The following is a 26265-nucleotide window of genomic DNA, read 5'->3' as shown; positions in this document are numbered from 1 at the left end:
GACAGGATGTACCTAGGGAGGAGGGAGTCGAATTATGGCGAACGATCAGCATACTGAATTGGAAGCAGAATTTACTTTGGATCAGGTTAAGGATCAGCTTATTGAGCAAGGCAAGAAAAGATCATCATTGCTATACAAAGATATTATGGAGAAATTATCGCCGTTTGATCAAGACCCCGAGCAAATGGAGGAGTTCTATGAACAACTCAGTGATTTGGGGATTGAAGTTGTAAACGAGAACGATGAGGAGGTTAACAGCCTCCGGCCAAATGAGGACAATGAAGACAAAGAGGGCGATGAGTTCAGCTTTGATGATGATTTGTCACTGCCGCCAGGGATTAAGATTAATGACCCTGTCCGTATGTATCTAAAAGAAATTGGACGCGTTCCGCTGTTGTCGGCTGACGATGAAGTAGAGCTTGCTATGCGTATTAAGAATGGTGACGAGGAAGCCAAACGTCGTCTCGCTGAAGCGAACCTACGTCTTGTAGTAAGTATTGCTAAACGTTATGTTGGACGCGGTATGCTGTTCCTTGATTTGATTCAGGAAGGTAATATGGGTCTGATCAAAGCGGTAGAGAAATTTGACCATAACAAAGGGTTCAAATTTAGTACGTATGCAACTTGGTGGATTCGTCAGGCCATTACCCGCGCGATTGCGGATCAGGCACGTACGATTCGTATTCCTGTACACATGGTGGAGACGATCAACAAGCTGATTCGTGTCTCTCGTCAATTGCTGCAAGAACTGGGACGTGAACCTTCGCCAGAGGAAATTGCGGCTGAGATGGAGCTGACGGTTGAGAAAGTTAGAGAAATCATGAAAATTGCCCAAGAACCAGTATCGCTCGAAACACCGATCGGTGAAGAAGACGATTCACATCTGGGAGATTTCATTGAGGATCAGGAAGCCTTGGCTCCTGCGGATGCAGCAGCTTATGAACTGCTGAAGGAACAGCTGGAGGATGTACTGGACACGCTCACGGAGCGTGAAGAGAATGTACTTCGTCTGCGTTTTGGCCTAGATGATGGCCGGACGAGAACACTTGAAGAAGTGGGCAAAGTGTTCGGTGTTACCCGCGAACGGATTCGCCAGATTGAAGCTAAAGCATTACGTAAGCTTCGTCACCCTAGCCGCAGTAAACGGCTTAAGGATTTCCTTGAATAGTATTTCATGAACTGGACCTTCTGCTGCTCAGTAGCAGGAGGTTCTTTTATTTGAATTACGACCCTAAAAGTGCTGACCTTGTGTATATCTGGAAAGAAGGATGAGCCAGTGAATTTGGAAAAACGCGAAATTATTATAAAAGAGATACAGTATTGGAGAAATAACAAATTGCTGCCAGAGCAATATTGTGACTTCTTAACCAACCTGTATGATGATGAAGCTGCGGCGAAGGATAACAATCCGATTTCGCTGAAGAATCTACAGCAGGGAAACATCAAAATTTGGCTGTTTGGTTTTGGAATTATTTCCTTGATTTTCTTGATTAGTCTTTATTTTAGCGTTTTTCCCTGGCCTTTGCAACTTGCAACAGCACTATCCGTATTAATTATTTGTTATGGATACTCAGCGGTTTACAGGAACCGAAATCATGTTATTAGTCTTATCCTGGCGGGGCTGGGCAGTGTGTTATCGCTTGGTTTTGGGCTATGGCTGATTGCTTTGCATGATCTTGATCCTCAGCTCTGGAGACCGATTCTGATTGGGGCTTGTGGCTTGTTATGGTGCATTCTGGGATTTGTGCTCCGTATAGGCTTGCTGCAGTATTGCGGTTATGCTTTTTGGGCCTTATTATATGCGGGATTCTTCGGTGGAAAACGCCCTGAGGCTTCGATGCTAGAGCTTGAGCTCTTATGGCTTCCACTCTGTGTAATGATGGTGTGGCTAAGCTGGCTATTACATCACAAAGTTAAAGGCGTTACCAGTGTTTTTTTTGCAGTGGGAGTATCACTATGGATGATGCCGGAACTCGATGCTCTTTTATTGAGGCAGGATTATCCACAGTGGATTTCGTTTATGCTAATTTTAAAAATTGCGGTAGGCTTGGCCCTACTGTTCTTGTTTCGAAAAAAATGGATAACGTGGGTGGCAACATGAACAATGTGAAATTATCAGATCGACTTCAGCAATTGCTGGAACAAATTCCGCAAGGAAGCAGGTTGGCAGACATCGGCTCTGATCATGCTCTGCTTCCTGTGGCTGCTGTAGAAAGCGGTAAGGCTGTATTCGCAGTAGCAGGTGAGGTAAACCCGGGTCCCTTTGATGCTGCTTGTAAGGGCGTTGCAGAGGCCGGACTAGGGAAGATAATCTCGGTGCGTCGAGGAGATGGCCTTGAGGTACTGGAACCTAGTGAAGTTAATTGTATCACGATCGCTGGCATGGGAGGGGCTTTAATTGCCTCGATTTTAGACCGTGGTCAGAGTCAAGGTAAGCTAAAGGATGTTACAACACTGGTACTTCAGCCGAATGTGGGCGAGGATATTTTGCGTCGCTGGCTGTTAAATAATAATTGGGTTCTTATTGCTGAAAGTATTCTGGAAGAAGACGGCAAGCTATATGAGGTGTTAACAGCTGTTCCAGAGGATACTAATGCTGGAATTACGAATGCCAATGTATATCGAGAGGTAACGCTAGGTAATTCTGCTATGGTTCGTGGTCAGGATACCTTGCTGCAGATGGGGCCTTTTCTGATCCAAGCACCGAATGAAGTGTTTTTTGCCAAGTGGCAGGGAGAGATTCAGAAATTGGAAGGCATCCTGACATCATTGTCACGTTCAGAACTCGAATCTGCGGAGAATAAACGGAAATTAATTCGAGAACAGATCAAGGAGATTACGGAGGTGCTGCAATGCTTGCCAAAGGACAAACAGTAATTCAATATATGGAGCAGCTGGCTCCAAAGCATTTAGCTGAAGATTGGGACAAAGTCGGTCTGCAACTAGGTTCCTTACAGAAAGAAATAACCAATGTACTGGTTGCACTGGATGTGAACGATGAAGTCGTTGAAGAGGCAATTAGTCTCGGCTGTAATCTTATCATTGCCCACCATGCGATTATTTTTCGTCCGCTGCAAGGGATTCAAACAGACACTCCAATGGGCCGAATGTATGAAAAATTGATTAAAAATGACATCGCGGTATACATCAGTCATACTAATCTGGATGTTACCGAAGGTGGAATGAACGATTGGATGGCGGAAGCTCTTGGTATAGAGAACGGAGTGCCTATTAAAGACATTCATTCCGAGCAATTGTCAAAGCTGGTTGTGTTTGTGCCGAAGGATCATCATCAGAAGGTACTGGATGCCATTTTGAATGCAGGAGCAGGGGCAATCGGCAACTACAGTCATTGCAGCTTCAATATCGAGGGATACGGGACTTTTATTCCGGGAGAAGGCACAGATCCTTATATCGGGGAAAAAGGGAAGCTGGAGCGTGCTGAGGAGATCCGTATTGAGACAATCGTGCCACACAATATCCGCAATAAAGTGGTACAGGCTATGCTCAAGGCTCATCCTTATGAAGAGGTTGCCTATGATTTGTACACGATGGATCTTAAAGGCCGCAGTTTAGGGCTTGGGCGGGTTGGAAAGCTCAAAGAGCCTACCACACTTGGGCAATTCGTTGAGACGGTAAAAAAAGGTCTGAAAGTTGACCATGTACGTGTTGTGGGTGATTTGGATCGTCCAATTCGTAAAGCGGCTGTTCTCGGCGGTTCGGGTGGAAAGTATTATAACAGTGCTATTTTCCGCGGTGCGGATGTGTTGGTTACGGGAGATCTTGATTACCATACAGCACAGGATGCCGTGCTCGCTGGGATCACTCTGATTGATCCAGGACATAATGCAGAGAAGATCATGAAAGAGAAAGTAGCAGAGTGGATGACTGGGAAACTGGTGGAGCATAAGTACGATACAGCTGTACATGCTTCGCAGGTGAATACGGAGCCATTTAAGTTCCTATAAAATTGCCATTTAATAATGCTTGTGCCAGACAGGTGATGTCTGTATAATATATAATGTTGTTCGGAAAGTTTGACAGACAATCGCCGGTGACGTGAAGACGTCACGGGAGGAAAGTCCGGGCTCCATAAGGCAGGATGCTGGATAACGTCCAGTCGGCGCGAGTCGAAGGATAGTGCCACAGAAATGGACCGCCGATGGCCGCCTTAGGGCGGCACAGGCAAGGATGGAACCGAGGTGTAAGAGACCCCGAGGAACGCTGGTGACTTCGTTCCTGGTAAACCCCATCTGGAGCAAGACCTAATGAGACGCAGCAGATTCCTTTATTGGAATAGGCAGCCTTAGCCTGAGGCGCGTCTAGGTTGGTCGCTGGAGCTGTGCAGTAATGTACGGCCTAGATAGATGATTGTCGCTTATGGTGGGAGGGTAGTTCCCGATTGAACCACGACGAGCACAGAACCCGGCTTACGGCAAACTTTCCTAACTGCAACGTTATGATAACAACAACAACCATACAAGCGGCGGCGTATCTCGGGAAACCGGATCACGTCGCTTTTTTAAAATATAAGAAAGTATAAGTTTCACTTTATACATTATCCTTATATTTCTCGCAACGCTTACCATCCTTATAAAGACGCCGAAGGTGTTTATGCTCGTGGCAAGAAGATATGTAGAAAGTGGGAAACGTGTAGCATGGGTAATTATCAGATTTGCGGGTTCTGCGGACATTTATATGAACGAAACAATAAGAGGATGTGCAATAGTTGTGATGAGATGTATCAGAGAATCAGGCGTATCGTAGAGACTTCACCCGACACGATGGTATTAAATATATCCCTTCAGACAGGGGTAAGTGTCAGTCGAATCATGTCTTTCGTTGAAAATGGATATTTTAGGCTCAATAAAGATAGCATAGAAGTATTTAAGAAGTAAATTATTCTAAGCATGGCTGGAAAATAAAAAAACCCGTCTTCCTCATCCCATAAAGGATGAAGAAGACGGGTTTTGTCATGCTCATGATCGAATGCCGGTCTGACTTTCCCATTGTACCAACGCCTTCTCCAGACGCTGAACAGCAACGGGTACAAGCTCAGGTGGCGTATGTGTGAAATTCAGACGCATCTTATTCTTATGGGGCTGTGATGAATAGAACACTTCACCTGGAACAAAAGCAACACCGTTCTCTACTGCTAGAGGAAGTAATTCCTTCGTGTTGATCTCTTGGGAAAGCGTTAGCCAAAGGAACATACCGCCTCGTGGCTCCAGAAAATGAGCTCCTTCCCAGTTCTGCGATCGGAGTTCCGCGGATAAGAGCTTCATTCGGGAATAATATTCTCGTGAGATGACACGGATATGCTGCTCAATATCGAAATGTAGCAGCAGTTCATCTAAAGCGCGCTGGTCAATGGTGCTAGAATGCAGATCAGCTGCTTGTTTTGCCTTCGCGATGGTCTTGATTAGATTAGAATCGCCGATAATCCAGCCTGTACGCAAGGCAGGGGCTACGATTTTGGAGAAGGTTCCAGTGTAAGCGACACAATAACCGCCGTCATAACTTCTGTCGATGGACGCTAGTGAGGGTGGATAAAGATCTTTATTTTCTTCAAAGGTTATTTCACCATAGGGATTGTCCTCTAAGATAAGAACATTGTAGCGGCGGCAAATTTCCACCACTTTCTCACGGCGTTCCTTACTCCAGGTTGCTCCTGAAGGATTGTTGAAGGTCGGAACTGCATATAGGAGTTTGGGCCGTAGTTTCTGAATTTGATCTTCCAGGTGATCAGGCAGAATGCCTTGCTCGTCGTTATTTATCGTATGAATATCAGCTCGGTAAGAGCCAAGTACTTGTAAGGCTGCCAGATAAGTAGGAGCTTCAACAAGGACAGCATCACCGGGATCAAGCAGTATTTTACATAGTAGATCTATGGCTTGCTGGGAACCTGTGGTCAGAATCATCTCAGACGCTGTAACAGGGATTCCTTGCCGAGTAAGTCTTTCAGCGATTTTGTCACGTAGTGGAGTAAAGCCCTCGGTTAGTCCGTATTGAAGCACTGAGGTATCGCTGGAGAGTACACGGTTATAAGCGTCTCGTACTGCCTCCAAGGGAAACAAATCCTCCCCAGGCAGCCCGCCTGCAAGTGAAATGATGTCATTGCCCTGTGTAACCTTTAGAATCTCACGAACGGCTGATGATCCTAGATGATTGGCTGCTGTTGAGTATTTGATATCCATAAATGAGTTCTCCACCTTTCGATTTGGTGCTATCATAATAGGAGTACTGTATAACAGTAAAGCGTTGAATATAACAGTGGAGGTGAGGGGTTCATGCATATCGATTTGATTCGCAGCGGCAGTAAATCTTTGCCTCATCAAATCAGTGAAACCCTAAGTCAGCGGATCTCATCAGGACTGCTCCAGCAAGGTGTCCGGCTGCCCTCCGTAAGAAGTTTGGCTACAGCTTTGAGAGTAAGCCAGGTTACAGTAAGCAAGGCATACGATGTGCTTGAGAAGCGGGGACTTATTTATTGCAGACAAGGAAAAGGCTGCTTTGTAGCCGACCCTGAACACACCAGACGTCAGGAAGATGGTCGCTGGCAGGATGTATATGATGATTATTTGCCGCGAGCTCAGCTTTGGCGCAATTTTGATTACTCTGAAGTTAAGTATCCCTTTCATATAGCTGCAATTCATAGTGAGTTACTTCCTCTAAAAAATATTGGTGACTCCTTCGCATCATTAGTTACTCAGCAGCCGGAGCTTATGGCAACCTATGGGAACTTCCAAGGTGATCTGGAGCTGCGAGGAATTATGAGAGATCATTTAAAAACACGTGGAATTGCACTTACTTCCTCTGATGTAATGATCACAAGCGGAACTCAGCAAGGCATTGATCTGGTGGCGCGTACCTTTGTCGGACCAGGGGACACAGTGTATCTTGAGGCTCCTAGTTATACAGGGGCTATAGATGTTTTTGCAGGACGAGGTGCAGAGATGATTTTTGTACCTACGGACGGTGAAGGGATGCGGGTGGATATTCTCACAAGATTGTGTGATCAAAGACCGCCTAAGCTAATTTATACCATCCCTACTTTTCAGAATCCAAGTGGAGTAACCATGAGCATAGCAAGAAGACAACGTCTGCTGGAATTAGCCCGCAGTTACCGTTGCCTTATTGTTGAGGATGATCCATTTAGTGATTTATACTTCCATGCGCCTCCGCCGCCTACGATCAAATCGATGGATTCCGAAGGGCATGTAGTATATATGAAGAGTTTCAGTAAAGTTATTGCACCCGGCTGCAGAATTGCCTGTGTAGCCGCTGGTGGGAATATTCTGTCACGGCTTATCGCCGCCAAGTCCGCAAGTGATTTAGGGAGTCCGCTGCTTACACAAAGGGCGGTACTGCCATTCATAGCGGGCAAGTATGAAACCTATGCTGCTCAGTTACGAGTTACACTCCGTGGTCGCATGGAAAAGGCGGCGAAGCTTCTGAAGCTTTACGCGCCGCCTGGAGTAAAATACATTCTCCCAGAGGGTGGTCTTAATCTCTGGCTGGAGTTGCCGGCTTCACCTGATATCGGAAGGCTACATGAGCTGGCCGAACAGGAGAGCATTTCTTTTTTACCGGGTGATGTTTGTTACTCTGCGGAGACCCCTTCCCGGCATATCCGTTTGTGTTATTCACAAATGAATGAAACGGATATGGAGGAAGGCTTACGATTATTTCTCCGTTTGCTTGGACGGTTTTTGCAGATGAGCAGTTAAGGGGTATTGTTTATTCTCTTTTTTAATTGATTCATTTGCTCGCGTACATGCTGTGGCCATAGCTGTAGTGGAACTTGATTGCCGCTAGCGGCTTGCAATGTTTTATAGATATCGACCTGACCCCAGCCAAAATATTTGTCATGCCCGGGAGTGCCTAAATCAACAGCATTTTTGGTCATAAGATCCATAACTTCCGTATTTGTTAGATTCGGATTTAGTGAACGCACCAGACCCGCCAGCGCAGCGACATGAGGACTGGCCATCGATGTACCGGATAACGCGGCATACTGGCTATCTGGGTAAGTGCTTGCTATGCTTTCTCCGGGTGCTGCGACATCAATATAATCGCCGTAGTTGGAGAAGGAAGCTTTTTCCCCTGAAGCATTTGTTGCAGCTACTGCAATCACTTCGGGATACGCAGCAGGAAAACCTGGTCGTTCTGTATTATCGTTGCCTGCAGCAGATACGAGGACGATATCTCGGTCGTAGGCATATTTGATCGCGTCATGAAGAAACTGGGAATCCGCATAGTTACCTAAACTTAAGTTTATGACTTTCGCACCGTTGTCCGCAGCCCATATGATTCCTTCTGCAACAGAATAAGTGGTGCCTGCTCCTGAATTATCGAGTGCTTTTACCGGAAGGATCTTGTTGTACCAGCTGATTCCAGCTACTCCCTCTCCATTATTGACCAGGGCGCCTATAATTCCAGATACATGTGTGCCATGTCCTACATCATCTTCAGGAGTGGAACCATTGGTGATCGCGTTATACCCTGTCAAAAGCTTACCCTTCAAATCCGGATGATTGATCTGGACTCCCGTATCCACTACGGCTACGATCACTTCTTTACTTCCCTTAGAAAGATTCCAGCCCAGCTCCGTTTCGATCGCTGGCAGATTCCATTGATAGGTGGAGAATAACATGTCATTTGGAGTAACTGTTCCCTCTGCGTTTTTAGATATCGTATCATTGGTTAAATACATATAGTGAGGCTCCGTATATTCGGGGTGCCATTTATTGGTGAAATAGTCTTTGAGCTCATAATAAGTCATCTTCTCCGAACGGAAAATATAGGCATACCCAAGCTTACGTGGCTTCTTGCCGTTGATATCAGCGGTTATCGTTTGAAGCTGCCCCGGAGTAGGTGAGTTGTTGCGGAAACGGACGACAATTTCATTCTCATAAAAATGGCTGGCGTTTTCGTTATCATGACCGGTCTTAACGGTGATATCTTTTAAATTATCGGTATGAACGGATTCTACACGGTACTTACCTTCCTTCGGATAAGGAATGAGACGCAGGTTCTTCAGCTGATGGTCTGCCACACGACCAAGCACCTTTTGGTTAATAAGTGCAATGATGCCTACATTTTTTTCTTTGTTCCGCTGAGCGATAAAGTAATATTTCTCTTTACCGATTGTAAACGTTGGAGATTCATAGGATTGATGACCATGGATCGCTGATTTCGCCGTCTTAAGATATTTATGCAGCTGCTGATTCTCCTGTTCGGTTCCTTGAGGAAATGAAGAGGACTTAAAGGTTTCCGTTTTATGCTTGCGAAAATCAATCCACATAAGCATAGTGATAAATCCGTGGTTCTGCTGCAAACGTTTTGCATACACTGATTTATCATGAAGCGAAGTCATTCCTTCCGTTTCAGAGAGGAGCTTAGTCAAATGTCTGCTGACATCCACTCTATTCAGATGATCCGTCGCATCAACATCTTGAGATAAGGAGCTTTTCTTCAATGATTTTTCCTGTGAAGGGTTTGGTGCTGAATGTAGGGCTGAAGTTGGAGCAGGATTTGGTACAGCAACATTAGCGACTTCTCTGGTCGTCGTCCCATTAGTGGCAGGACGTAGCGCAAAGGTAAGTAATACAGCTGTGAACGCAGCTGTTACCAAACCTGCAACCGTTAGATTTTTACGTGACATGATTTCCGCTCCTCTACGCATTGTAATGCCTATAGGTTTAGAAGAGAGCGTATGTTTTATGCATCTTAGAAAAGGATACCTTCCTAACGTTTTTTATGATAATATCAGAGAGAATAAGCATCTTGAGTTCGCATCCTGATATTGCAGGAGATACGTCGATAGATGTTCTTTTAATTTTCAGAAGGCTAGACTTCTCTGTGTTTGCATCCTGATATTGCAAGAATAAAGAGATATGTCTAAAGACTATTTCTTCATAAGATTAACTTTATTGACTACAAGAGCAGGGAATAATAAGGGGGAGCAACCGCCATGTCAGCAGCCAATGTGCAGAAATTATGTGAATCGACGAGAGACAAACTTAAAGATGTAATTGATAAGATGGAAATTTTTCTGAACGAGCATGCATTGCCTCAGCTTGTAACAGAAGATGATGAAGAAACTGTACAATTTTATCAAGGATTTCTGTCCGATGTCCGTCATCTGTTAGTGTTCTCGGAAATGTCTTATGAGAAGCTGGGAGTTGCGCTGCGTCGTGCTACATTCGATGAATCTTTTGCGCAGAAAGCGCTTTATAATGTATATCACTATGGCGTGAATAACTTCTTCTATCCAAAGAACGAAAGCTATTCTGAAGATGGACGTTATGCTTATACTGGACAGGATGCTATCCGTTTCCGTAAAAAGCCAGTTCGTCCGGCGCGTGATATCATTCTAGAAATTACCAAGACCTATGAAGAGCTACGCGATGACCTTACTTATTATGAGAACGACTATTTGACTGAGAAACGTATGCAAAATCAGGTTTAACAGTTAACTCGTTCGTGTAAAGGATCAGCACTTCGTCATAATGACGAGGGCTGATCCTTTTTTGCGTGGTCGTTACATCAACTGGAAACCGTCCTGTCGAATAGGGGGTGAATCGTGCGGACATAATGAAGCCGAGGTGATAAATATGTCGAGTGTAAAGCCATTAGTCAAATGCAGTGTAAGCAATTGTCATTATTGGGGCGAGCATAATTTATGCCGGGCAGAAGAAATTATTATTGAGATCGACAAGCACGCAGGCAGTGGATTTAAAGAAGAATATGCTGAAGAAATGACGAATGAAGGCCACCACGATCAAGTCGCAACATCGTCTGCAACATGCTGTTTAACATTTAAGCCGAACTCCTAGGAGGCCGCCCTAATGGACAGAGAAAAGGAACATGAATCAGGTTCATCAAATGGACAATCCGGTCCGAGAAAAGTTATTTTGCGTCCACGCAGAGTAGACTATCCACGCCGGGACAGAGAACATCAAGAGGAATATGCCGCAGAGGTGAATCCGGTTTCGATGCCGATCCGGGATACAACACCACGCGTGGCGAGTGAAACTAAGGAGCATGAAGAGGATTATAGTGGAAGCAAAGCGGTGGGTTATACTGGGCTAGCTATGGGTATTGCCTCCTTGTTTCTCTGGTCCATCATACTTGGGCCCATTTCAGTTGTGATTGGTTATTATGCATATGCCAAGGAGCAAAAAACGCTTGGGGCATGGGCGATGGGGTTAGGGATTGTATCCACACTTAGTTACTTTGTGATGATACCCTTTGCTCGCTAAAAATGAACTGGTAAGTTTGAATTATAACAGGCTTTAGACCTAAATATCAGGGTCTGAAGTCTGTTTTTCATTCCAGCATATAGCAATAATCTCTGATAAATTGTAATATTAAGCCGTAATTCATCGGAATCTAAGGTTAGACCAATAGATATGATTCAACAGGATCAAAGGAGTGCGCCGGTATGGAGATTAATCCCGCTGTAACCAATGGGTTAGGGCAGCTTAAATGGGTAAGCTTAAAGAGTGCAACCGACAAGAGTAGCTCAGCAAATGAAACTGAAAGATCAGGCGCGTCAGCCTCTCAATTTGCAGCAATGCTTCAAGCTTTATCTTCTAACTCGTCTAATGGCGGGGATACAAACTTCTTGACGTCACTTCCGGATGCTTCATCAGTTAGTAGCTTGTTATGGCAACAGATAGGCGGAACAGCTGAAAGCATCGATAGTGTAATTTCCGGGGAAATAACGGATACTAAACCAACAAGCTATGATGATCTGATTCAAACGGCGAGTGCTAAGTACGGGGTGCCAGTCGATTTGATAAAAGCTGTGATTGATACAGAATCTTCCTTTAATCCAAACGTTGTCTCTTCGGCTGGTGCTAAAGGATTAATGCAATTAATGGATGGAACAGCGCGTGGGTTAGGGGTTTCTGATTCATTCAATCCTGCTCAAAATATTGATGGTGGTGTACGCTATCTGTCTTATCAATTGAAACGCTTTGACGGACAGGAAAAGATGGCATTAGCGGCTTACAATGCAGGGCCTGCAAGGGTAATTAACCTTGGGGTAAGCAATGATCAGGAATTATTGGAGAAACTTACACTGCTCCCTAAAGAGACGCAGTCTTATCTCACTAAAATAGAACGCGCTCGCGCGGAATACGCTGTATAATAAAAAGGATCAAACGGGTATTTCCCTTAAACCACATGCTGGTATTTGGGATCACCGTTTGATCCTTTTTCGAAATTTAAAAAAGAATGATTCTGTACTTTAAAGAAGTAAAGGAGACAATCGATATATGCTTTACTGGGATTATGCCGCCGCCACACCACCCTATGAAGACGTGGTGAAGACGATGGAACAAATTATGAAGCTGCATTATGCTAACCCGTCCTCCTTACACCGTGCCGGTAGTGAAGCGGCAAAGCTGATCAGGCGTTCACGAGAAGTATGCGCGGCTGCGTTATCTGTACAACCAAAGGAGATCCTATTTACATCTGGGGCTACGGAGAGTAACAATTTAGCCATTAAAGGTGCCGCTTTGCAATATCAGTCAAGAGGACGTCATCTGATAACTACGGAAATAGAACATCCCTCTGTGTATGAAAGTTGTCTGCAGCTGCAGCAAAATGGCTGGGAGATTACTTTTGTAGCGCCTGACAGCACTGGAATGATTGATCCAGAGCGAGTGGCTGCTGCAGTACGGCGTGATACCGTACTCGTAAGTGTGATGCATGTAAATAATGAAATTGGAACAATACAGCCGCTGATGGAGATTGGCAGGCTGATTAAATCCGTAAATCCACGAACCTTATTTCATGTGGATGGCGTTCAGGGATATGGTAAGCTTGCTGTTGAGCTTAAAGGATGGAAAGCGGATCTTTACAGCTTGTCTCCTCATAAAATTCGAGGTCCTCGCGGAGCGGGGCTTCTCTATATTAAAGAAGGAATCCAACTGTTCCCCTTACTTTCAGGTGGTTCTCATGAAGAGGGACTACGTGCTGGAACTGAGAATGTACCTGCAATTGTTGCTTCTTCCAAAGCCGTGCGGATGGGTGTTGAGCAGCGCGAAACCTTCTATGCCCGATTGCTCCCACTTCGGGATCGGCTGTTACGCTTCTTGCACAGCGTTCCTGAATTTGTTATAAACAGCAGAGAGGATGGAGCCCCTCATATTGTGCATTTCTCATACCCTGGCATGAAAGGGGAAGTGTTCGCCCGTAAGCTGGAGGAACTAGGGATGGCTGTTTCTACTCGATCGGCTTGCTCCTCCCGGCTGGCAGAACCTAGTCGTGTTCTATTATCTATGGGGAAAGATGTCTCTGTAGCTTCAGGAGGCATCCGCATCAGTTTCGGTGATAGTCACACTGAAGAAGATGTCGCAGCGCTTGAGAAAGCACTAATTACTGCGGTACGAGCTTTAAAGATTGCTGAAGGAGGTATGAAGTAACTAATGAGTGTGATGAATCAAGAATCTGCTAAAGGCAGTGCCAATAGTATTGATTATGCCGATATGCTGCTTTTGCGTTTCGGGGAGTTTACATTAAAGGGCAAAAACCGTGCCAGATTTGAGAAAACGGTACTACGTCATGTGAAAGAAATGATTAAGCCATATCCAAAGGTGGTTCTAACCAAAGAATTTGGAAGAATTTACGTGGAACTGAATGGAGAAACTGCTGCCCCATTGGTAGAAGCATTGAAGAATGTATTCGGAATCGCTTCTGTCAGTCCGGTAAAGGTGGCCAAGTCAGATCTCGAGGATATTGTGGCTGTCAGCCGTCATTTTTTGGAGATCATCGCTCCTGCACCGGGAACTACATTTAAAGTTAATGCACGCCGGGTGTGGAAAGAGTTCCCATATGGCTCCATGGAGATGAATAAGCTAGTCTCGACACCACTGCTGCAAGGCTATTCCGGACTTACTGTGGATGTAAAGTCACCTCAATTGGAGCTGAAAGTCGAAATTCGTCAAGGTCATACTTTTATATTTTGCGAAAATATTGCTGGTGTTGGTGGATTTCCGCTTGGTACGAATGGAAAAGCGATGTTATTGCTGTCCGGAGGCATTGATAGTCCTGTAGCCGGTTGGTCATCCATGCGTCGTGGACTCGAAGTGGAGTGCGTACATTTCTATAGTTATCCTTATACGAGTGAGCTTGCCCGGCAAAAGGTGGTTGATCTTACGCGGGTATTGTCACGATATGCGGGAGTCATCAAGCTACACTTAGTACCTTTTACAGAGGTGCAGACATCTTTTACCGGAATAGGTCAGGATAATCTGATTATTACGTTGATGCGTCGAGCTATGCTGAGAATTACTACACAGCTTGCTGAACGAGAGGGAGCCCTCGCGATCGTAACCGGTGAAAGTCTTGGACAGGTTGCTAGCCAGACGTTACCAAGTATGAATGTGATCGGTCGTGCGACAGAACTTCCTCTTTTACGTCCGCTGGTAATGATGGACAAAAGTGATATTGTGGAGCTGTCTAAGAATATCGGCACCTATGACCTGTCGATTCTTCCTTATGAGGATTGCTGTACATTATTTGTACCTAAATCACCTACAACGAATCCGAATTTACGGATTGTAGATAAGATTGAAGCTACGCTCCCAGGTTACTCTGCATTACTGGACGCAGCGATTGAAGCCACGGAGACCGTGCTGATCACTCCGTATGGAGATGAGAAGCCTAAAGATGTAGTAAGTGCTCAAGCTGGATTACAGGAAGAATGGTTCTAATATTATAAACAAAAGGCTGTCTCATTCGTAGCAACATCTACGGTTGAGGCAGCTTTTTTGAATTATTATGGCTTGATTGGCGTCTCCAGTGTCCTCCAATTAAGATGCCAACAATGATCACAAATATAAACAGAGCTCTCAATAGTGGATGCTGCTCAAAAAATGGGGATAGCTGCTGCTCATCTGTAATCATGCTTGAGGCTGTAAACCCTAGGACTGCTGAGCCAATATAAATAATCCATGGATATTTGTTGATTAATTTAATAAAGAGAGTGCTTCCCCAGACCACAATTGGAACGCTGATTAACAGTCCTATGACAACTAGAGAGATATTGTGCTTAGCGACTCCCGCAATGGCGATGACATTATCCAGTCCCATCGCAGCATCGGCTAGAATGATTGTACCCACAGCGGCCCCTAAGCTTTGACCAGCCTTGATATTCGTTGAATTGTTCTCATCTGTTAACAGCTTATAGGCAATTAGAATAAGTAATATCCCGCCTGCCAGCAGTAACCAAGGGATTTTTAATAACCATACGACCAGAACCGTTGCGAAAATCCGTAATACGACGGCACCTGCTGTTCCAAGCACAATTGCTTTTTTTTGAGTGCTGTTCGGCAAATTACGCGCAGCAAGTCCGATGACTATGGCATTGTCTCCCGCCAGAATGAGATCTAGAAAAATAATATTGAGCAGTGATAATACAAACTCCCATATGGATGTATTCAAGGCATAGTCACCCCTAAAGTTAGTTAAGATGAGCACTAAGATATGCTTAGTTTTGTATACGCAAAAAAAGGGGCATACATGCTTTCATCCTCAAAAAAAAGTTGGACAGGAAGCATAGCTTGTCACTTCCGAACATACATGTAGTTACATGTGATTCGGGGAGGTAAAAGCGAATGGAATCATTATTGCTCCTTGGTGAAATATTGATGATCAATCTTGTGCTGAGTGGAGATAATGCTATGGTCATCGCGATGGCCAGTAAGGACCTTCCGGAGAAGCACCGGAAGATTGCGGTATGGTGGGGAGCTGCGGGAGCTGTTATTCTGCGCTGCTTGCTAACTTTTGCTGCGGTATTACTGTTGAAAATCCCTTATATCCAGGCTGGAGGAGGAATTCTGCTGCTATGGATTGCGTTCAAGCTGCTGCTGGAAGAAGAGGAGGACCTTAGAGTCGCGGAAACATCCTCCGTATGGAAATCCATCCGAACGATTCTCGTGGCTGATTTTATTATGAGTCTTGATAATGTCCTGGCAATTGCCGGTCTAGCCAAAGGGGATTTGGCTTTAATTGTCATCGGGATTGCGCTCAGCATTCCGATTGTAGTATGGGGAAGTGGCCTCATTGTGGGGTGGCTGCATAGATTTCCGATACTCGTATTTATCGGCGCTTATATTTTAGCCTTTACAGCAGGTGATATGATGCTTCAGGATGCAAAATTAGGGACAATGCTCTCCTTTTTGCTCCCATCCACGCATTACATACTGCCGATCGCTTTAGGAATATTAGTAGTTGTTACAGGAGCAATTAAACGAAGAACAACATCAGTAGGTTAATAAATTGCAATAAAAGGCAATACTACAAGGACATCTCCATAAATTGGAATCGTCCTTTTTTGACGTATCAGAAAGTATATATTTGGGGCCCCCGCAAAGTACCTGAGTACGCATCGAAGCAAAGCGCCACTTTGTGGGGATATTTTGCATGGTCAGTGATGGCATTTTGTGTATGTTTCAGATAATATATGAATAAGAATCCTGTCGTTTTCTGGGTATGAGACGGCAAGGTAATGAGGTAGACGTGAATTTGAAGGGATGGGTGAAGGATGTCTTCCAAGAATGACATGAGACTAGGTTTATTCATTGTAGCTGCGGGCGTCTTGATTTTATTCGGTAAGCTGGGGGTCTTCGGATTTTTGGGACGAGCCCTTTGGCCGCTAGTGATTCTACTTCCAGGATTGGTTCTACATATGTTATTTTTTAGCCGCCGCGCTTCGGCAACAGTATTGATTCCCGCGGGAATATTAACGGTATATGGTTTATTGTTTGGTCTTTGCAATATATGGGGATGGGGGCTTATGAAATATTTATGGCCAGTGCTTCTGCTCGGCATTGCCGTAGGTCTGTATGAATATTCCATAAATTCTCCAAGACGGTCAGGGGGACTATCTGCAATTGCTGTAATATTAGGCGTTCTAAGCATAGCGCTTTGTATTTTCAGTCTTATGGGTACGGGTGTGATCTATCTAATTGGTATTGTATTCATCGTGGCAGGAATTTGGCTGATTACAGGTCGGGGTAGAACTCGTGGCCGAAATAGATGGTATCGAAGTTAATTAATGTTGGATCTTGTGAAAAAAAACGGAATTTGCCAACTGTTTTTTTCATAAAAAGACTTGCTTTTCATAGTGCTTTCACTATAATATTAATGTTATGTTGAAGCGTCGGCTTTCTGCCTGGCGCTTCTTTTGTGAGACTGCCGTGACATGCTAAGAATTTTAACAGTTTTAATTTGATAAATGAGAGGATTTGGATACAAATCATGCATTCAAGAAAAGATATTCGCAACATTGCGATCATTGCCCACGTTGACCATGGCAAAACAACACTCGTCGATCAGCTTCTTCAGCAATCGGGGATCTTCAGCGCACACGAACACGTACAAGAACGCGCTATGGACTCTAACGATATCGAGCGGGAACGCGGAATTACAATCCTAGCTAAAAATACAGCAATTACTTATAAAGAGTTTTTGATCAATATTGTGGATACACCTGGACACGCTGACTTCGGTGGCGAAGTAGAACGGATTATGAAAATGGTTGACGGTGTATTGCTGGTTGTTGATGCTTATGAAGGCTGCATGCCGCAAACGAAATTCGTTCTGCGTAAAGCATTGGAACAAAAACTTACACCGATCGTTGTCGTGAACAAGATTGACCGTCCAGCTGCTCGTCCTAAGGAAGTTATTGATGAAGTGCTCGATTTGTTCATCGAACTTGAAGCAAATGACGAACAATTGGAATTCCCGGTTGTCTATGCATCTGCTCTTAATGGTACATCAAGCATGGTTCCTGAGAAGCAAGATGAGACAATGCTTTCACTTTACGAAACAATCGTTGAGCATATCCCAGCTCCAACTGAAAGTGTAGAAGACCCGCTTCAATTCCTCGTAACGTTGATGGATTATAACGAATACTTGGGTCGTATTGCTATTGGCCGTGTAAACCGCGGTGTGATCAAACAAGGTCAATCTGTAACTGTAATTATGCGTGACGGTAAGAGTAAAACCGCACGTATTGAGAAATTGTTCGGGTTCCAAGGTTTAAAACGTATTGAAACAGAAGAAGCGGGCGCAGGGGATATCGTTGCTATCGCAGGGATCAAGGACATTAACATTGGTGAGACCATTGCTGATCCAGCGAATCCAGAAGCACTGCCTGTTCTTAAGATCGACGAGCCTACGATGCAAATGACTTTCCTTGTGAATAACAGTCCTTTTGCTGGTAAAGAAGGTAAATGGGTAACTTCCCGTAAACTGCGTGAGCGTCTCTTTAAAGAACTTGAGACAGATGTAAGTTTGCGTGTGGATGAAACGGATAGTCCTGATGCATTTATCGTTTCTGGACGCGGTGAGCTTCACCTTGGTATTCTGATCGAGAATATGCGTCGTGAAGGTTATGAAATGCAAGTTTCTAAACCACAAGTAATCATTAAAGAAATCGATGGTGTTAAATCGGAGCCACTTGAGCGTCTTATGATTGACATTCCTGAAGAAAGCATGGGCTCTGTTATGGAAAGTCTGGGCACTCGCAAAGCCGAAATGGTCAACATGATTAACAACGGTACGGGTCAAGTACGTCTGGAGTTCCTGATTCCTGCACGTGGTTTGATTGGTTACAACACTTACTTCTTGACTTTGACACGTGGTTACGGCGTTATGAACCATGCTTTTGACAGCTACGCTCCACTGGTTGCTGGTCAAGTTGGCGGACGTCATCAAGGTGTGCTTGTAGCCAGTGAGACTGGATCAACAACACAATATGGAATAGTGGGCGTTGAGGATCGTGGTATTCTCTTCTTGGATGCAGGTACAGAAATTTATGAAGGTATGATCGTAGGCGAGCATACCCGTGATAACGATATTATCGTTAACATCTGTAGAGAAAAAGCACTTACCAACATGCGTACCTCAGGTAAGGACGATACTGTAAAAATGAAGACACCACGTACCTTCTCTTTGGAAGGCGCACTTGAATATTTGAATGATGATGAATATTGTGAAATCACACCTAAATCCATTCGCTTGCGTAAAAAGATTCTGAACAAAGGCGAACGCGAACGTGTAGAGAAGCAACGTAAAATGGCACAAGCAAACGCGTAAGATCAGCTTATTATAGTAAAGAGCCGTCGGAGGTGTAACTTTCGGCGGTTTTTTTTATAACAAAAACTTCCCTTACTGATGATATAATGTAAACGTATCTTAAATTTGGGAGGAGTGCGGTATCTATGCAAGTCTGGTTTGCTGAGCATCCAATCGTCGCTTATATTGTTATTTTTATATTGCTTACATTTGTGTATAATCAGGTATTTCGTGTGAATCAAAAGTTATCGATTGGCAAAGAGATTATGCTGTACATAATGATGGCAATCGGCTCCGGCATGCTCCTCATTTTTCAACATGATAAGCTACCGATCATTCAGTGTCTGCTGGTCGCCGTCGGATTAATGCTGATGGTACGGATACGTTATATCGTAGAAGCTCGACAGAAGAGAAAGGCTGCAGCTGCAGCAAAAAGACAGTAATCGAAACTTTTACTGCTTATGCAACGTCTATTTAAGTGTAGCAATTTTAATTCCAAATGAAATGAAGAGGACTTTATTCTACTATGAGTACACGAAACAGCAGTTTACCTCCACGAGCAAGTGGTCAACAACCGAATAATAGAAAACAGCCTGTGAAGGGTGCTCCTAAGAAAAAAAAGAAGAAACCGCAAAAGAGAGGCTTTTTTGGCAGATTAGTTAGAATCCTGTTAACCTTACTCATTATTGCGATTCTTGGCGTATTGGGCTACGGGGGCTATCTGTATTGGAAACTTGAAAATGGGGTCTTTAATGCAGGTAGTAAAGGAACGGTTGCCCCAGGACATTCGGCTACAGAAAAACCACTGACGATGCTTATCCTGGGTACGGATAATAGACCAAAACATCAATCTAGATTGACAGATGTTATTATGGTTGCAGCGCTTAATCCTAAGACGAAATCAGCAACCATTGTCTCTCTTCCACGCGATACCTTAGTTGAGCTCAATGGATACAAGCAAACGAAGATTAACGAATTCTATGCTCGCTTTAAGGGGAAAGAAGATTCTTCTGGCATTTTGGCAGAAGATGAGATGAAGACAATGATGGGCAAATATCTAGATATTGACGTAGATTATACAACGATTCTGGATTTTCAAGGCTTCCGCGATGTGGTGGACGAGCTTGGTGGAGTCAAAGTCAACATTAGCGATAATATGTGTTATACAGACAGCGTTGACGGTACGAATATCAATTTGAAAAAAGGTCCGGCGGAGCTTGATGGAGATAAAGCGCTAGATTATGTGCGATACCGTAAATCTAATTGCAAGCCTAAGACTAAGGGTTCAGACGATTTTGATCGGAACAAACGTCAGAATGAGGTCCTTCATTCACTGGTGGATCAGATGCAATCGCTTGGTGGAGTATTAAAGATAGGCAAGGTGCTTGACGCAGTGGATAGTAATATGAAGACTGATATCGAAAATTCGCAGATTAAAGATATGATTGCGACTTATTGGAAGATTTCCAAAGATGATATCGAATTCAAGCCCGTGACTGGAACGTGGCGAAGTCCGTATGTATATATTAATGATGAGGAGCTTGAGGCTGCCAAGAAAAGCTTGCAGGATCGATTAGCAGGAGTTTCTGCTAATTCCACTTCAGAATCCACTGAGGCGCCTTAAAGTCCTTAATAACACTTCGCCCTAAAATTGAATGCAAGTTTCAGCCTGTGCTATAATATAATAAATTGAATGAATTTACGCCGCATAGGGGGCCAGTACTTATGTCCGAAGCCGTTGCTCAGCTGAACGAAACCTTGTTATCGATGCTGCAATCGGAAACTTTTGTTCTTCTCAACACAGTTGATGCGGAATCAGGAGGTCCAACGTCCACGGCCATTTCGTGGATTTATGCAGTTAGTCCTAGTACTGTGCGTCTGGCTGTAGATCATCGTTCCAGACTCGTGAACAACATGAAGGTCAACCCGTTAGTAACCGTCACTGTGTTCGGTGAGGGTACTGTCTATGCTATTAACGGCAGTGCCGTTGTAAAGCAGGATCCACTTCAGGATGTACCTTTCAAGATGTGCTGCTTTGATGTTGAAATTATGGCGGTGCGTAACGCGCTTTTTTATGGAGCGCAGCTTGAATCCGCCCCAAGATATGCAAAGGTTTATGATGGACGTGCCGCTGAGAAGCTGGACGGACAAGTATTTGCTGCCATGAAAAAAGCCTAGTGAGAATATCACTGGGCTTTTTTTGTCCTCTACTGTGCATTTTTAATCGGCTTAGTATCCTCTGGCAGCTGCGGCATGATTCGACCGATGATATCAGCCAGTTCGGATGAGAATCCGGAAATTGGATGTCCCTGAGAGATATGACGGCTCATGTCCGCTAAGCGGCTGGAGAGATCCATATCGGCAGTGACAAGTGCACGTACGCTTCTCGGGTCTTTGCGGATAGCTTCCGCTACAGAATATTTAATGCTTCCAACACGTGATCGGTCTAGAGAACCTTCTACGTCAAGACCTACAATGGCTACCTTGTTCATGACTACACAGTGTGCACCATTCACACCAGGAACTCTTTTGGCCAACTGTTCAAAATGGTCCTTAAGTGCAATTTCACTTTCGCCCTTAACACTGACGGTGTGACCAGCTTTTGAGGTGGCCTTAGGATTAGTTGCACCATCGTTGGCCAATTGCCGAACCTCATGGTTTCCCGTACCCTTTACAGCATTCGCAGATTGTTTATTCTGAGGAGAGGGTGATGTCTTTTTATTAGCGATACCGCAGCTTGTCAATAGCAGCAGTACCAGCAACAGACACATTGATTTTCTCATATGTGATTACTCCTTTCAGCCAAGATCGTTTCTGTACCTTATCTTTTCCCTTGGCGGAAAGAGTTATGTATGATCAATCAAACCAGGCGCTGTGGAGGGGATAATATGAACAAGATATTTGTGCTAGATACCAACGTGCTTTTGCACGACCCCAATTCGATTTTCTCTTTCAAGGAGCATGAGGTGGTTATTCCGGCGGTTGTGCTGGAAGAAATCGACTCCAAAAAGCGCAACGCTGACGAAATCGGTCGAAATGCCCGCACGGTTTCCCGATTGCTCGATGGACTTCGTGAGCTAGGTCATTTGCATAGTGGTGTGGAGCTGGAGCATGGAGGCAAGCTGAAGGTAGAACTTAACCATCGCAGTTTTGTGAAGGTACAGGAAATGTTTGGTGAGGTATCTAACGACAATCGGATTTTGGCTGTAGCTCTCAACTATTTAATCGAAGAGAAAGAGAAGCCTGATCCGCGTCCCGTAGTGCTTGTGAGTAAGGATGTGCTGGTTCGTATTAAAGCGGATGTGCTAGGAATTACGCCAGAGGATTACTTGTCAGATCGCACTGGAGATTTAAATGAACTTTACACTGGTTACCAATCTCTGCAGGTACATCCGGCATTGATTGATGAATATTACAGTCACCGCTCTTTAACGGTTAAACAGCTCGGGTTGTCGTATCCCTTGTACCCTCATGAATTTGTGATCCTCAAGGATGAGATAGGCACGGGCAAATCAGCTCTTCTCAAAGTGAATAGTGATGCGACCCGTCTGGAGCCGCTTTATCTGGGCAATGATTCAGTTTGGGGGATCAGTGCCCGAAATGCTCAGCAACGAATGGCATTGGAGCTGCTTCTCAATGATGAAATCCCGCTTGTAACCATTACGGGTAAGGCTGGTACAGGGAAGACATTATTGGCGCTTGCTGCCGGACTATTCAAAGTTGAGGATGAGCATAAATACAAAAAACTGCTTATTGCTCGTCCAGTAGTTCCTATGGGTAAAGACATTGGTTATTTACCCGGAGAGAAGGATGAGAAGCTCAGACCCTGGATGCAGCCTATTTATGATAATCTGGAGTTTCTGTTTGACACCAAAAAAGCTGGTGATATCGATAAAATCTTAATGGGCTTAGGCAGCATACAGGTAGAAGCCTTAACTTATATTCGTGGCCGTTCAATCCCTTCGCAGTTCATTATTATTGATGAAGCTCAGAACCTTTCCCGTCATGAGGTGAAGACAATCGTCTCCAGAGCGGGTGAAGGAAGCAAAGTGATTCTTATGGGGGATCCGGAGCAAATCGATCATCCATATTTGGATGCTGCGAGTAACGGACTTAGCTATATTGTTGAGAAGTTTAAGCAGCAAGGGATTAGCGGACATATTACTTTGGAAAAAGGCGAGCGTTCCCGCCTGGCCCAATTGGCAGCAGACCTACTCTAACCTTCAATCCTCTTTTCAGCCGGGAGAAGCATACACTCCCGGCTTTTTCCTGCCCGCCCAGAAACGGCGGAGGAATAAAAGGTTGTGTTGGTGATTTGAGCCATGGAAAGAAAGTTTGGAACTGTAGAAGCGAAGCGTTCGCCTTTATCCTCGGATTTCAGCCGCAATATGGCGTAATTAAATCAGGAAATCTGAGGATAACAGCGATCGGAAGTCCAAAGCTTTCTTGTAATGGCGGATGGATCACCCTAAGCTTTTAATTGTCTTCGTCGTTTCCCCCTATATAATAGAAAGAGAACGTTTTCACATTCTAAAGACAAGCAGCTGCGGGTTTGGTAAAATAGGGGTGACGAATCATGGGGAAGGTGGGGAATTGTGCTGAAACGCAAAAATTATTGGCTGCTTTTTGCAATTTTACTACTATCGCTGACAAGCTTGTCACCCAGTATGGAATTGAATACCAATAACGACCCACATCCTATGAAAAAACCACAAAGTCAGTCGACAAACCCCTCTTCAGGGGAAGAGGGAACTATAGATAGCCTGCGCATAACAGTATCGTTAAATAGTGAGGAATTCAATGAACTGGAGCTTTTAAGCAATCGTTATACTTTAGAAAGTGGAGTAAAGGTAATATTAAGAAATATTGATAGCGAGGATGCAGACGAAGTTTTGAAGCATGATCTAACCATCGGGGATAGCCCGGATATCGTTATGGCGGATGGACGAAGTATTCTCGACTGGGCTACACGTGGATATTTATTGCCGGTGGATGTGTATCAGAGCATTCCGGGAACTGCACCGTTAACTCAGTTAATCCCATGGATGCAATGGAACGGATATAATTGGGGAGTGCCGCTGGATATTGATCCTTATGTACTTGTTTATTCACCACAGCGTCTTGCGGAACTGGGATTCACTACCTTACCAAGAAGTCTGGAACAGTGGAACACATTGCTTCAGAATGTGCTTAAAGAGCAAGGAAAATATTTGCTCGCAATGGATACACGTAATCCATATGGATTGTCCGCTGTTATGGAGAGTATGAACAGCAGCTTGCTATCGGATAACCAAGAAGTGATAAATTGGACTCAGAATGCTCGCAGTTATTTTTACCTTACCAGTCGATATAACAAAGATGTTTGGGATATGATTCAGAGCGGAAGCGTTGCTGTTGCTGCTCTACCGCTATCTGAGTGGAAAAAACATGGAAATTCGTCTTTAGTTGCTGAAGCACCACTGACCGCAAGTAACGGGAGAGGACTTGAATCTTATTACAGCCGTTCCTTTGCACTTCCAGCTCAATCCCCAAATCCAAAGGAAGCCGTGAATTGGCTGACGTTTATCACTTCTGAGGATTCTCAAATGGATTGGCTGGAGAACACGGGAAGCTTGCCTGCGCTGGATGTCCTATATCGTTCAGAACATGATTTCAAATATAGGCTTCCTTTTGGAGTCGAATTACTACTGACAGAAGAAACCGCCCCGGAGGTTGAATTCCAAGGCGGCTGGAGTAAGATTGTTGAAGCAGTATCCTTACTGCTTACAGGAAAAATGGATGCGGCCGGGTACAAAGATTTCATCAAGGAAGGCTTAGAATGAGATAGAAAGTTTAACTTGGAGGACGCCTTCTTTACTATCTACTTCTGTGGCGCGGAGGAAAGAAACAATTTTTCCAGGGTAGAAGCCTAAATCAAATTCCTCCTCAAGTGTTCTTCTAGTGGTGTCAGGTAATTCGAGACCATTAAATACAACATGATCTACTTGGAATATAAGTCCGTTGATGGGTTCTTCCTGTATGATGTAGTGACCGGTTAATGAAAGGGCTAAAGCTCCACTTTTTCCTGTGGCAGTAATCGTTCCGTCATTAAAATGAAATGCGAAATCGTTAAATAGCTTATTCTGGGACTGAAGGAATTCGTTTAGATCCTCTTCCTTCAGATTCAGAACATAAGTCATCCCCTTACGAGTGAGAACTCCCTCTCGATTCTGGACAAACTGCGGTAATTTATTCATTGCGGAAGACAATGCTTTGAAGTAGGTCTTTACCTCGCGCAAACCAATATTCTCCCAATATAATGTGAATTCTTGAAGTAGAGCGCTCATATTATCAGGATCACTACTGTCTTTAATCCCACCTTCAATTTCTTTATTGAGCGCGGCTACCCGAATTTTCTGTTCCTCCAGAGCGGTTCGCAGCTGTGCAAGATCCTTCGAGCTGCGCTGTGCAGTCTGGAGGGTCTTCTTTAGATCCTTATATTGGTCCTCGTATTGTGTGAGAATGTTGCGGTCATTTCCGATAATAATTTCATAATAATCGAATAGTGCCAGGAATCTGCTAATGCTCTTCGCGGATAGAAATGCGGCTAAGAGACCGTCTCTATCCCCCATATAATAAGAACGAAGGACCGCGCCTGCACGCTCTTGTTGGTTTGCGATGGCAGATTTTTTCTGGATAGCTTGCTCTTCTAGGTAATCTACCTTTTCTTCAAGCGCTTTTTGTTCGGCTGTAATCTTGATGATCTCCCGTTCGATTTCTGCGGAAGATAAGGTCTGCTCCAGAAGTTTACGGGTTTCTTCATTATCTGGTATAGAGGAATTGAAAAAAGAACCGCTAGGATCGGCAGACAGGTACATCGTAGATTGTAACGGAAACAATGTACAGCAGAAGAGAATTAGTATGGTTGCCATCATGCGGCTTTGGGCATTGCGGGAGCGCACCACACCACCACCTTTTTTTGAAATTTAAGATAAGAATTTATCTGTTTCACTCCATAAATCATCCTTCTATTTCTCGTAGAAACGGAAACTGTCCGTAAAAGACGGCAGAACCGGTTCATCTTGAATGGATATATGTATGTACTAATAATATGTTTAACCCTTCTAAAATAGCATACATACAAAAAATCCCCACAAAGTGAGGCTATCCTTCAATGCGTACACAGGT

Annotated in this window: 25 protein-coding genes and 1 other RNA gene; 21 read left to right on the top strand and 5 right to left on the bottom strand. The window is 44.3% G+C overall.

Annotated elements, in window-relative coordinates:
* Positions 1-34: 34 nt before the first annotated feature.
* The 5 genes from rpoD (at position 35) to rnpB (ending at position 4448) form a co-directional block, all read left to right on the top strand.
* The gene (gene rpoD / locus PAENI_RS28675) at positions 35-1168 is read left to right on the top strand and encodes an RNA polymerase sigma factor RpoD (RefSeq protein ID WP_042130309.1); all 1134 of its coding nucleotides are present in this window, start codon (positions 35-37) and stop codon (positions 1166-1168) included.
* 108 nt (positions 1169-1276) lie between these two features.
* On the top strand, positions 1277-2101 hold the full coding sequence (locus PAENI_RS28670; RefSeq protein ID WP_149647610.1) for a hypothetical protein: 825 nt from the start codon (positions 1277-1279) through the stop codon (positions 2099-2101).
* A gap of 5 nt (positions 2102-2106) precedes the next feature.
* Entirely contained in the window at positions 2107-2877 is a 771-nt protein-coding gene (locus tag PAENI_RS28665; protein WP_149647676.1) for a tRNA (adenine(22)-N(1))-methyltransferase, read from the top strand.
* On the top strand, positions 2853-3968 hold the full coding sequence (locus tag PAENI_RS28660; protein ID WP_149647609.1) for a Nif3-like dinuclear metal center hexameric protein: 1116 nt from the start codon (positions 2853-2855) through the stop codon (positions 3966-3968). Before PAENI_RS28665 ends, PAENI_RS28660 begins: the two co-directional genes overlap by 25 nt.
* 64 nt (positions 3969-4032) lie before the next feature.
* Positions 4033-4448, top strand: an RNA gene (gene rnpB / locus PAENI_RS28655) — RNase P RNA component class A.
* Between the two features lie 531 nt (positions 4449-4979).
* Here rnpB and PAENI_RS28650 read toward each other — a convergent pair.
* Positions 4980-6197: an aminotransferase-like domain-containing protein gene (locus PAENI_RS28650; protein WP_149647608.1), complete on the bottom strand. Its 1218-nt coding sequence runs from the start codon at positions 6195-6197 to the stop codon at positions 4980-4982.
* Between the two features lie 93 nt (positions 6198-6290).
* Between PAENI_RS28650 and pdxR the strand changes: the two genes are divergently transcribed.
* Positions 6291-7730, top strand: a complete 1440-nt coding sequence (gene pdxR, locus PAENI_RS28645) for a MocR-like pyridoxine biosynthesis transcription factor PdxR (RefSeq protein WP_149647607.1) — start codon at positions 6291-6293, stop codon at positions 7728-7730.
* Here pdxR and PAENI_RS28640 read toward each other — a convergent pair.
* Entirely contained in the window at positions 7727-9667 is a 1941-nt protein-coding gene (locus PAENI_RS28640; RefSeq protein ID WP_149647606.1) for a S8 family peptidase, read from the bottom strand. The two genes, pdxR and PAENI_RS28640, sit on opposite strands and share 4 nt — an antisense overlap.
* 309 nt (positions 9668-9976) lie before the next feature.
* Between PAENI_RS28640 and PAENI_RS28635 the strand changes: the two genes are divergently transcribed.
* The 6 genes from PAENI_RS28635 (at position 9977) to thiI (ending at position 14729) form a co-directional block, all read left to right on the top strand.
* Positions 9977-10474 (top strand): YpuI family protein, encoded by a 498-nt coding sequence (locus PAENI_RS28635; protein WP_042190914.1) that lies wholly within the window; start codon positions 9977-9979, stop codon positions 10472-10474.
* Between the two features lie 145 nt (positions 10475-10619).
* Positions 10620-10841 (top strand): DUF1540 domain-containing protein, encoded by a 222-nt coding sequence (locus PAENI_RS28630; protein WP_042190912.1) that lies wholly within the window; start codon positions 10620-10622, stop codon positions 10839-10841.
* 12 nt (positions 10842-10853) lie between these two features.
* Positions 10854-11267 (top strand): DUF5353 domain-containing protein, encoded by a 414-nt coding sequence (locus PAENI_RS28625; RefSeq protein ID WP_262495768.1) that lies wholly within the window; start codon positions 10854-10856, stop codon positions 11265-11267.
* Between the two features lie 182 nt (positions 11268-11449).
* The gene (locus PAENI_RS28620; protein WP_149647605.1) at positions 11450-12160 is read left to right on the top strand and encodes a lytic transglycosylase domain-containing protein; all 711 of its coding nucleotides are present in this window, start codon (positions 11450-11452) and stop codon (positions 12158-12160) included.
* Between the two features lie 127 nt (positions 12161-12287).
* On the top strand, positions 12288-13439 hold the full coding sequence (locus PAENI_RS28615; RefSeq protein WP_149647604.1) for a cysteine desulfurase family protein: 1152 nt from the start codon (positions 12288-12290) through the stop codon (positions 13437-13439).
* 3 nt (positions 13440-13442) lie between these two features.
* Positions 13443-14729, top strand: a complete 1287-nt coding sequence (gene thiI / locus PAENI_RS28610) for a tRNA uracil 4-sulfurtransferase ThiI (RefSeq protein WP_231573334.1) — start codon at positions 13443-13445, stop codon at positions 14727-14729.
* A 37-nt stretch (positions 14730-14766) separates the two neighbouring features.
* Here the strand turns inward: thiI and PAENI_RS28605 are convergent, their stop codons facing one another.
* Positions 14767-15459, bottom strand: a complete 693-nt coding sequence (locus PAENI_RS28605) for a TerC family protein (RefSeq protein ID WP_042190906.1) — start codon at positions 15457-15459, stop codon at positions 14767-14769.
* Positions 15460-15632: 173 nt separating this feature from the next.
* Between PAENI_RS28605 and PAENI_RS28600 the strand changes: the two genes are divergently transcribed.
* From PAENI_RS28600 to PAENI_RS28575, 6 genes are all read left to right on the top strand, one after another.
* Positions 15633-16292, top strand: a complete 660-nt coding sequence (locus PAENI_RS28600; RefSeq protein WP_149647603.1) for a TerC family protein — start codon at positions 15633-15635, stop codon at positions 16290-16292.
* Positions 16293-16561: 269 nt separating this feature from the next.
* Positions 16562-17071, top strand: coding sequence for a hypothetical protein (locus PAENI_RS28595; protein WP_149647602.1), 510 nt, complete (start codon positions 16562-16564; stop codon positions 17069-17071).
* A 206-nt stretch (positions 17072-17277) separates the two neighbouring features.
* Positions 17278-19119 (top strand): translational GTPase TypA, encoded by a 1842-nt coding sequence (typA, locus tag PAENI_RS28590; protein WP_042190900.1) that lies wholly within the window; start codon positions 17278-17280, stop codon positions 19117-19119.
* Positions 19120-19244: 125 nt separating this feature from the next.
* A complete protein-coding gene (locus tag PAENI_RS28585) occupies positions 19245-19541 on the top strand; it encodes a YlaH-like family protein (protein ID WP_042190898.1) in 297 nt (98 codons plus the stop codon).
* 83 nt (positions 19542-19624) lie between these two features.
* Entirely contained in the window at positions 19625-20722 is a 1098-nt protein-coding gene (locus PAENI_RS28580) for an LCP family protein (protein WP_042190896.1), read from the top strand.
* A gap of 101 nt (positions 20723-20823) precedes the next feature.
* The gene (locus PAENI_RS28575) at positions 20824-21276 is read left to right on the top strand and encodes a PNPOx family protein (RefSeq protein WP_076299659.1); all 453 of its coding nucleotides are present in this window, start codon (positions 20824-20826) and stop codon (positions 21274-21276) included.
* A 29-nt stretch (positions 21277-21305) separates the two neighbouring features.
* Here the strand turns inward: PAENI_RS28575 and PAENI_RS28570 are convergent, their stop codons facing one another.
* Positions 21306-21881 carry a YhcN/YlaJ family sporulation lipoprotein gene (locus PAENI_RS28570; protein WP_042190892.1) on the bottom strand — a complete coding sequence of 192 codons (576 nt, stop codon included), beginning with the start codon at positions 21879-21881 and terminating at the stop codon, positions 21306-21308.
* Between the two features lie 105 nt (positions 21882-21986).
* On the opposite strand from PAENI_RS28570, the gene PAENI_RS28565 reads away from it, so the two are divergent.
* The 3 genes from PAENI_RS28565 (at position 21987) to PAENI_RS28560 (ending at position 24920) form a co-directional block, all read left to right on the top strand.
* Complete coding sequence (locus PAENI_RS28565; protein WP_149647601.1) at positions 21987-23318, top strand: PhoH family protein; 1332 nt, start codon at positions 21987-21989, stop codon at positions 23316-23318.
* A 95-nt stretch (positions 23319-23413) separates the two neighbouring features.
* On the top strand, positions 23414-23578 hold the full coding sequence (locus PAENI_RS32395; protein WP_223179029.1) for a hypothetical protein: 165 nt from the start codon (positions 23414-23416) through the stop codon (positions 23576-23578).
* 115 nt (positions 23579-23693) lie between these two features.
* Positions 23694-24920: an extracellular solute-binding protein gene (locus PAENI_RS28560; RefSeq protein ID WP_149647600.1), complete on the top strand. Its 1227-nt coding sequence runs from the start codon at positions 23694-23696 to the stop codon at positions 24918-24920.
* Here the strand turns inward: PAENI_RS28560 and PAENI_RS28555 are convergent.
* A complete protein-coding gene (locus PAENI_RS28555; protein WP_262495767.1) occupies positions 24912-26039 on the bottom strand; it encodes a coiled-coil domain-containing protein in 1128 nt (375 codons plus the stop codon). The two genes, PAENI_RS28560 and PAENI_RS28555, sit on opposite strands and share 9 nt — an antisense overlap.
* Positions 26040-26265 lie beyond the last annotated feature (226 nt).

It is taken from the genome of Paenibacillus sp. B2(2019) (assembly GCF_008370385.1).
GTDB lineage: Bacteria > Bacillota > Bacilli > Paenibacillales > Paenibacillaceae > Paenibacillus_AQ.
This window is presented reverse-complemented; position numbering and strand designations above follow the sequence as displayed.

Excerpts from the sequence above, each read along its gene's own strand:
- rpoD (WP_042130309.1), top strand. The coding sequence starts at position 35 with ATGGCGAACGATCAGCATACTGAATTGGAAGCAGAATTTACTTTGGAT.
- PAENI_RS28660 (WP_149647609.1), top strand. The coding sequence starts at position 2,853 with ATGCTTGCCAAAGGACAAACAGTAATTCAATATATGGAGCAGCTGGCT.
- PAENI_RS28650 (WP_149647608.1), bottom strand. The coding sequence starts at position 6,197 with ATGGATATCAAATACTCAACAGCAGCCAATCATCTAGGATCATCAGCC.
- pdxR (WP_149647607.1), top strand. The coding sequence starts at position 6,291 with ATGCATATCGATTTGATTCGCAGCGGCAGTAAATCTTTGCCTCATCAA.
- PAENI_RS28640 (WP_149647606.1), bottom strand. The coding sequence starts at position 9,667 with ATGTCACGTAAAAATCTAACGGTTGCAGGTTTGGTAACAGCTGCGTTC.
- PAENI_RS28635 (WP_042190914.1), top strand. The coding sequence starts at position 9,977 with ATGTCAGCAGCCAATGTGCAGAAATTATGTGAATCGACGAGAGACAAA.
- PAENI_RS28630 (WP_042190912.1), top strand. The coding sequence starts at position 10,620 with ATGTCGAGTGTAAAGCCATTAGTCAAATGCAGTGTAAGCAATTGTCAT.
- PAENI_RS28625 (WP_262495768.1), top strand. The coding sequence starts at position 10,854 with ATGGACAGAGAAAAGGAACATGAATCAGGTTCATCAAATGGACAATCC.
- PAENI_RS28620 (WP_149647605.1), top strand. The coding sequence starts at position 11,450 with ATGGAGATTAATCCCGCTGTAACCAATGGGTTAGGGCAGCTTAAATGG.
- PAENI_RS28615 (WP_149647604.1), top strand. The coding sequence starts at position 12,288 with ATGCTTTACTGGGATTATGCCGCCGCCACACCACCCTATGAAGACGTG.
- thiI (WP_231573334.1), top strand. The coding sequence starts at position 13,443 with ATGAGTGTGATGAATCAAGAATCTGCTAAAGGCAGTGCCAATAGTATT.
- PAENI_RS28600 (WP_149647603.1), top strand. The coding sequence starts at position 15,633 with ATGGAATCATTATTGCTCCTTGGTGAAATATTGATGATCAATCTTGTG.
- PAENI_RS28595 (WP_149647602.1), top strand. The coding sequence starts at position 16,562 with ATGTCTTCCAAGAATGACATGAGACTAGGTTTATTCATTGTAGCTGCG.
- typA (WP_042190900.1), top strand. The coding sequence starts at position 17,278 with ATGCATTCAAGAAAAGATATTCGCAACATTGCGATCATTGCCCACGTT.
- PAENI_RS28585 (WP_042190898.1), top strand. The coding sequence starts at position 19,245 with ATGCAAGTCTGGTTTGCTGAGCATCCAATCGTCGCTTATATTGTTATT.
- PAENI_RS28580 (WP_042190896.1), top strand. The coding sequence starts at position 19,625 with ATGAGTACACGAAACAGCAGTTTACCTCCACGAGCAAGTGGTCAACAA.
- PAENI_RS28575 (WP_076299659.1), top strand. The coding sequence starts at position 20,824 with ATGTCCGAAGCCGTTGCTCAGCTGAACGAAACCTTGTTATCGATGCTG.
- PAENI_RS28570 (WP_042190892.1), bottom strand. The coding sequence starts at position 21,881 with ATGAGAAAATCAATGTGTCTGTTGCTGGTACTGCTGCTATTGACAAGC.
- PAENI_RS28565 (WP_149647601.1), top strand. The coding sequence starts at position 21,987 with ATGAACAAGATATTTGTGCTAGATACCAACGTGCTTTTGCACGACCCC.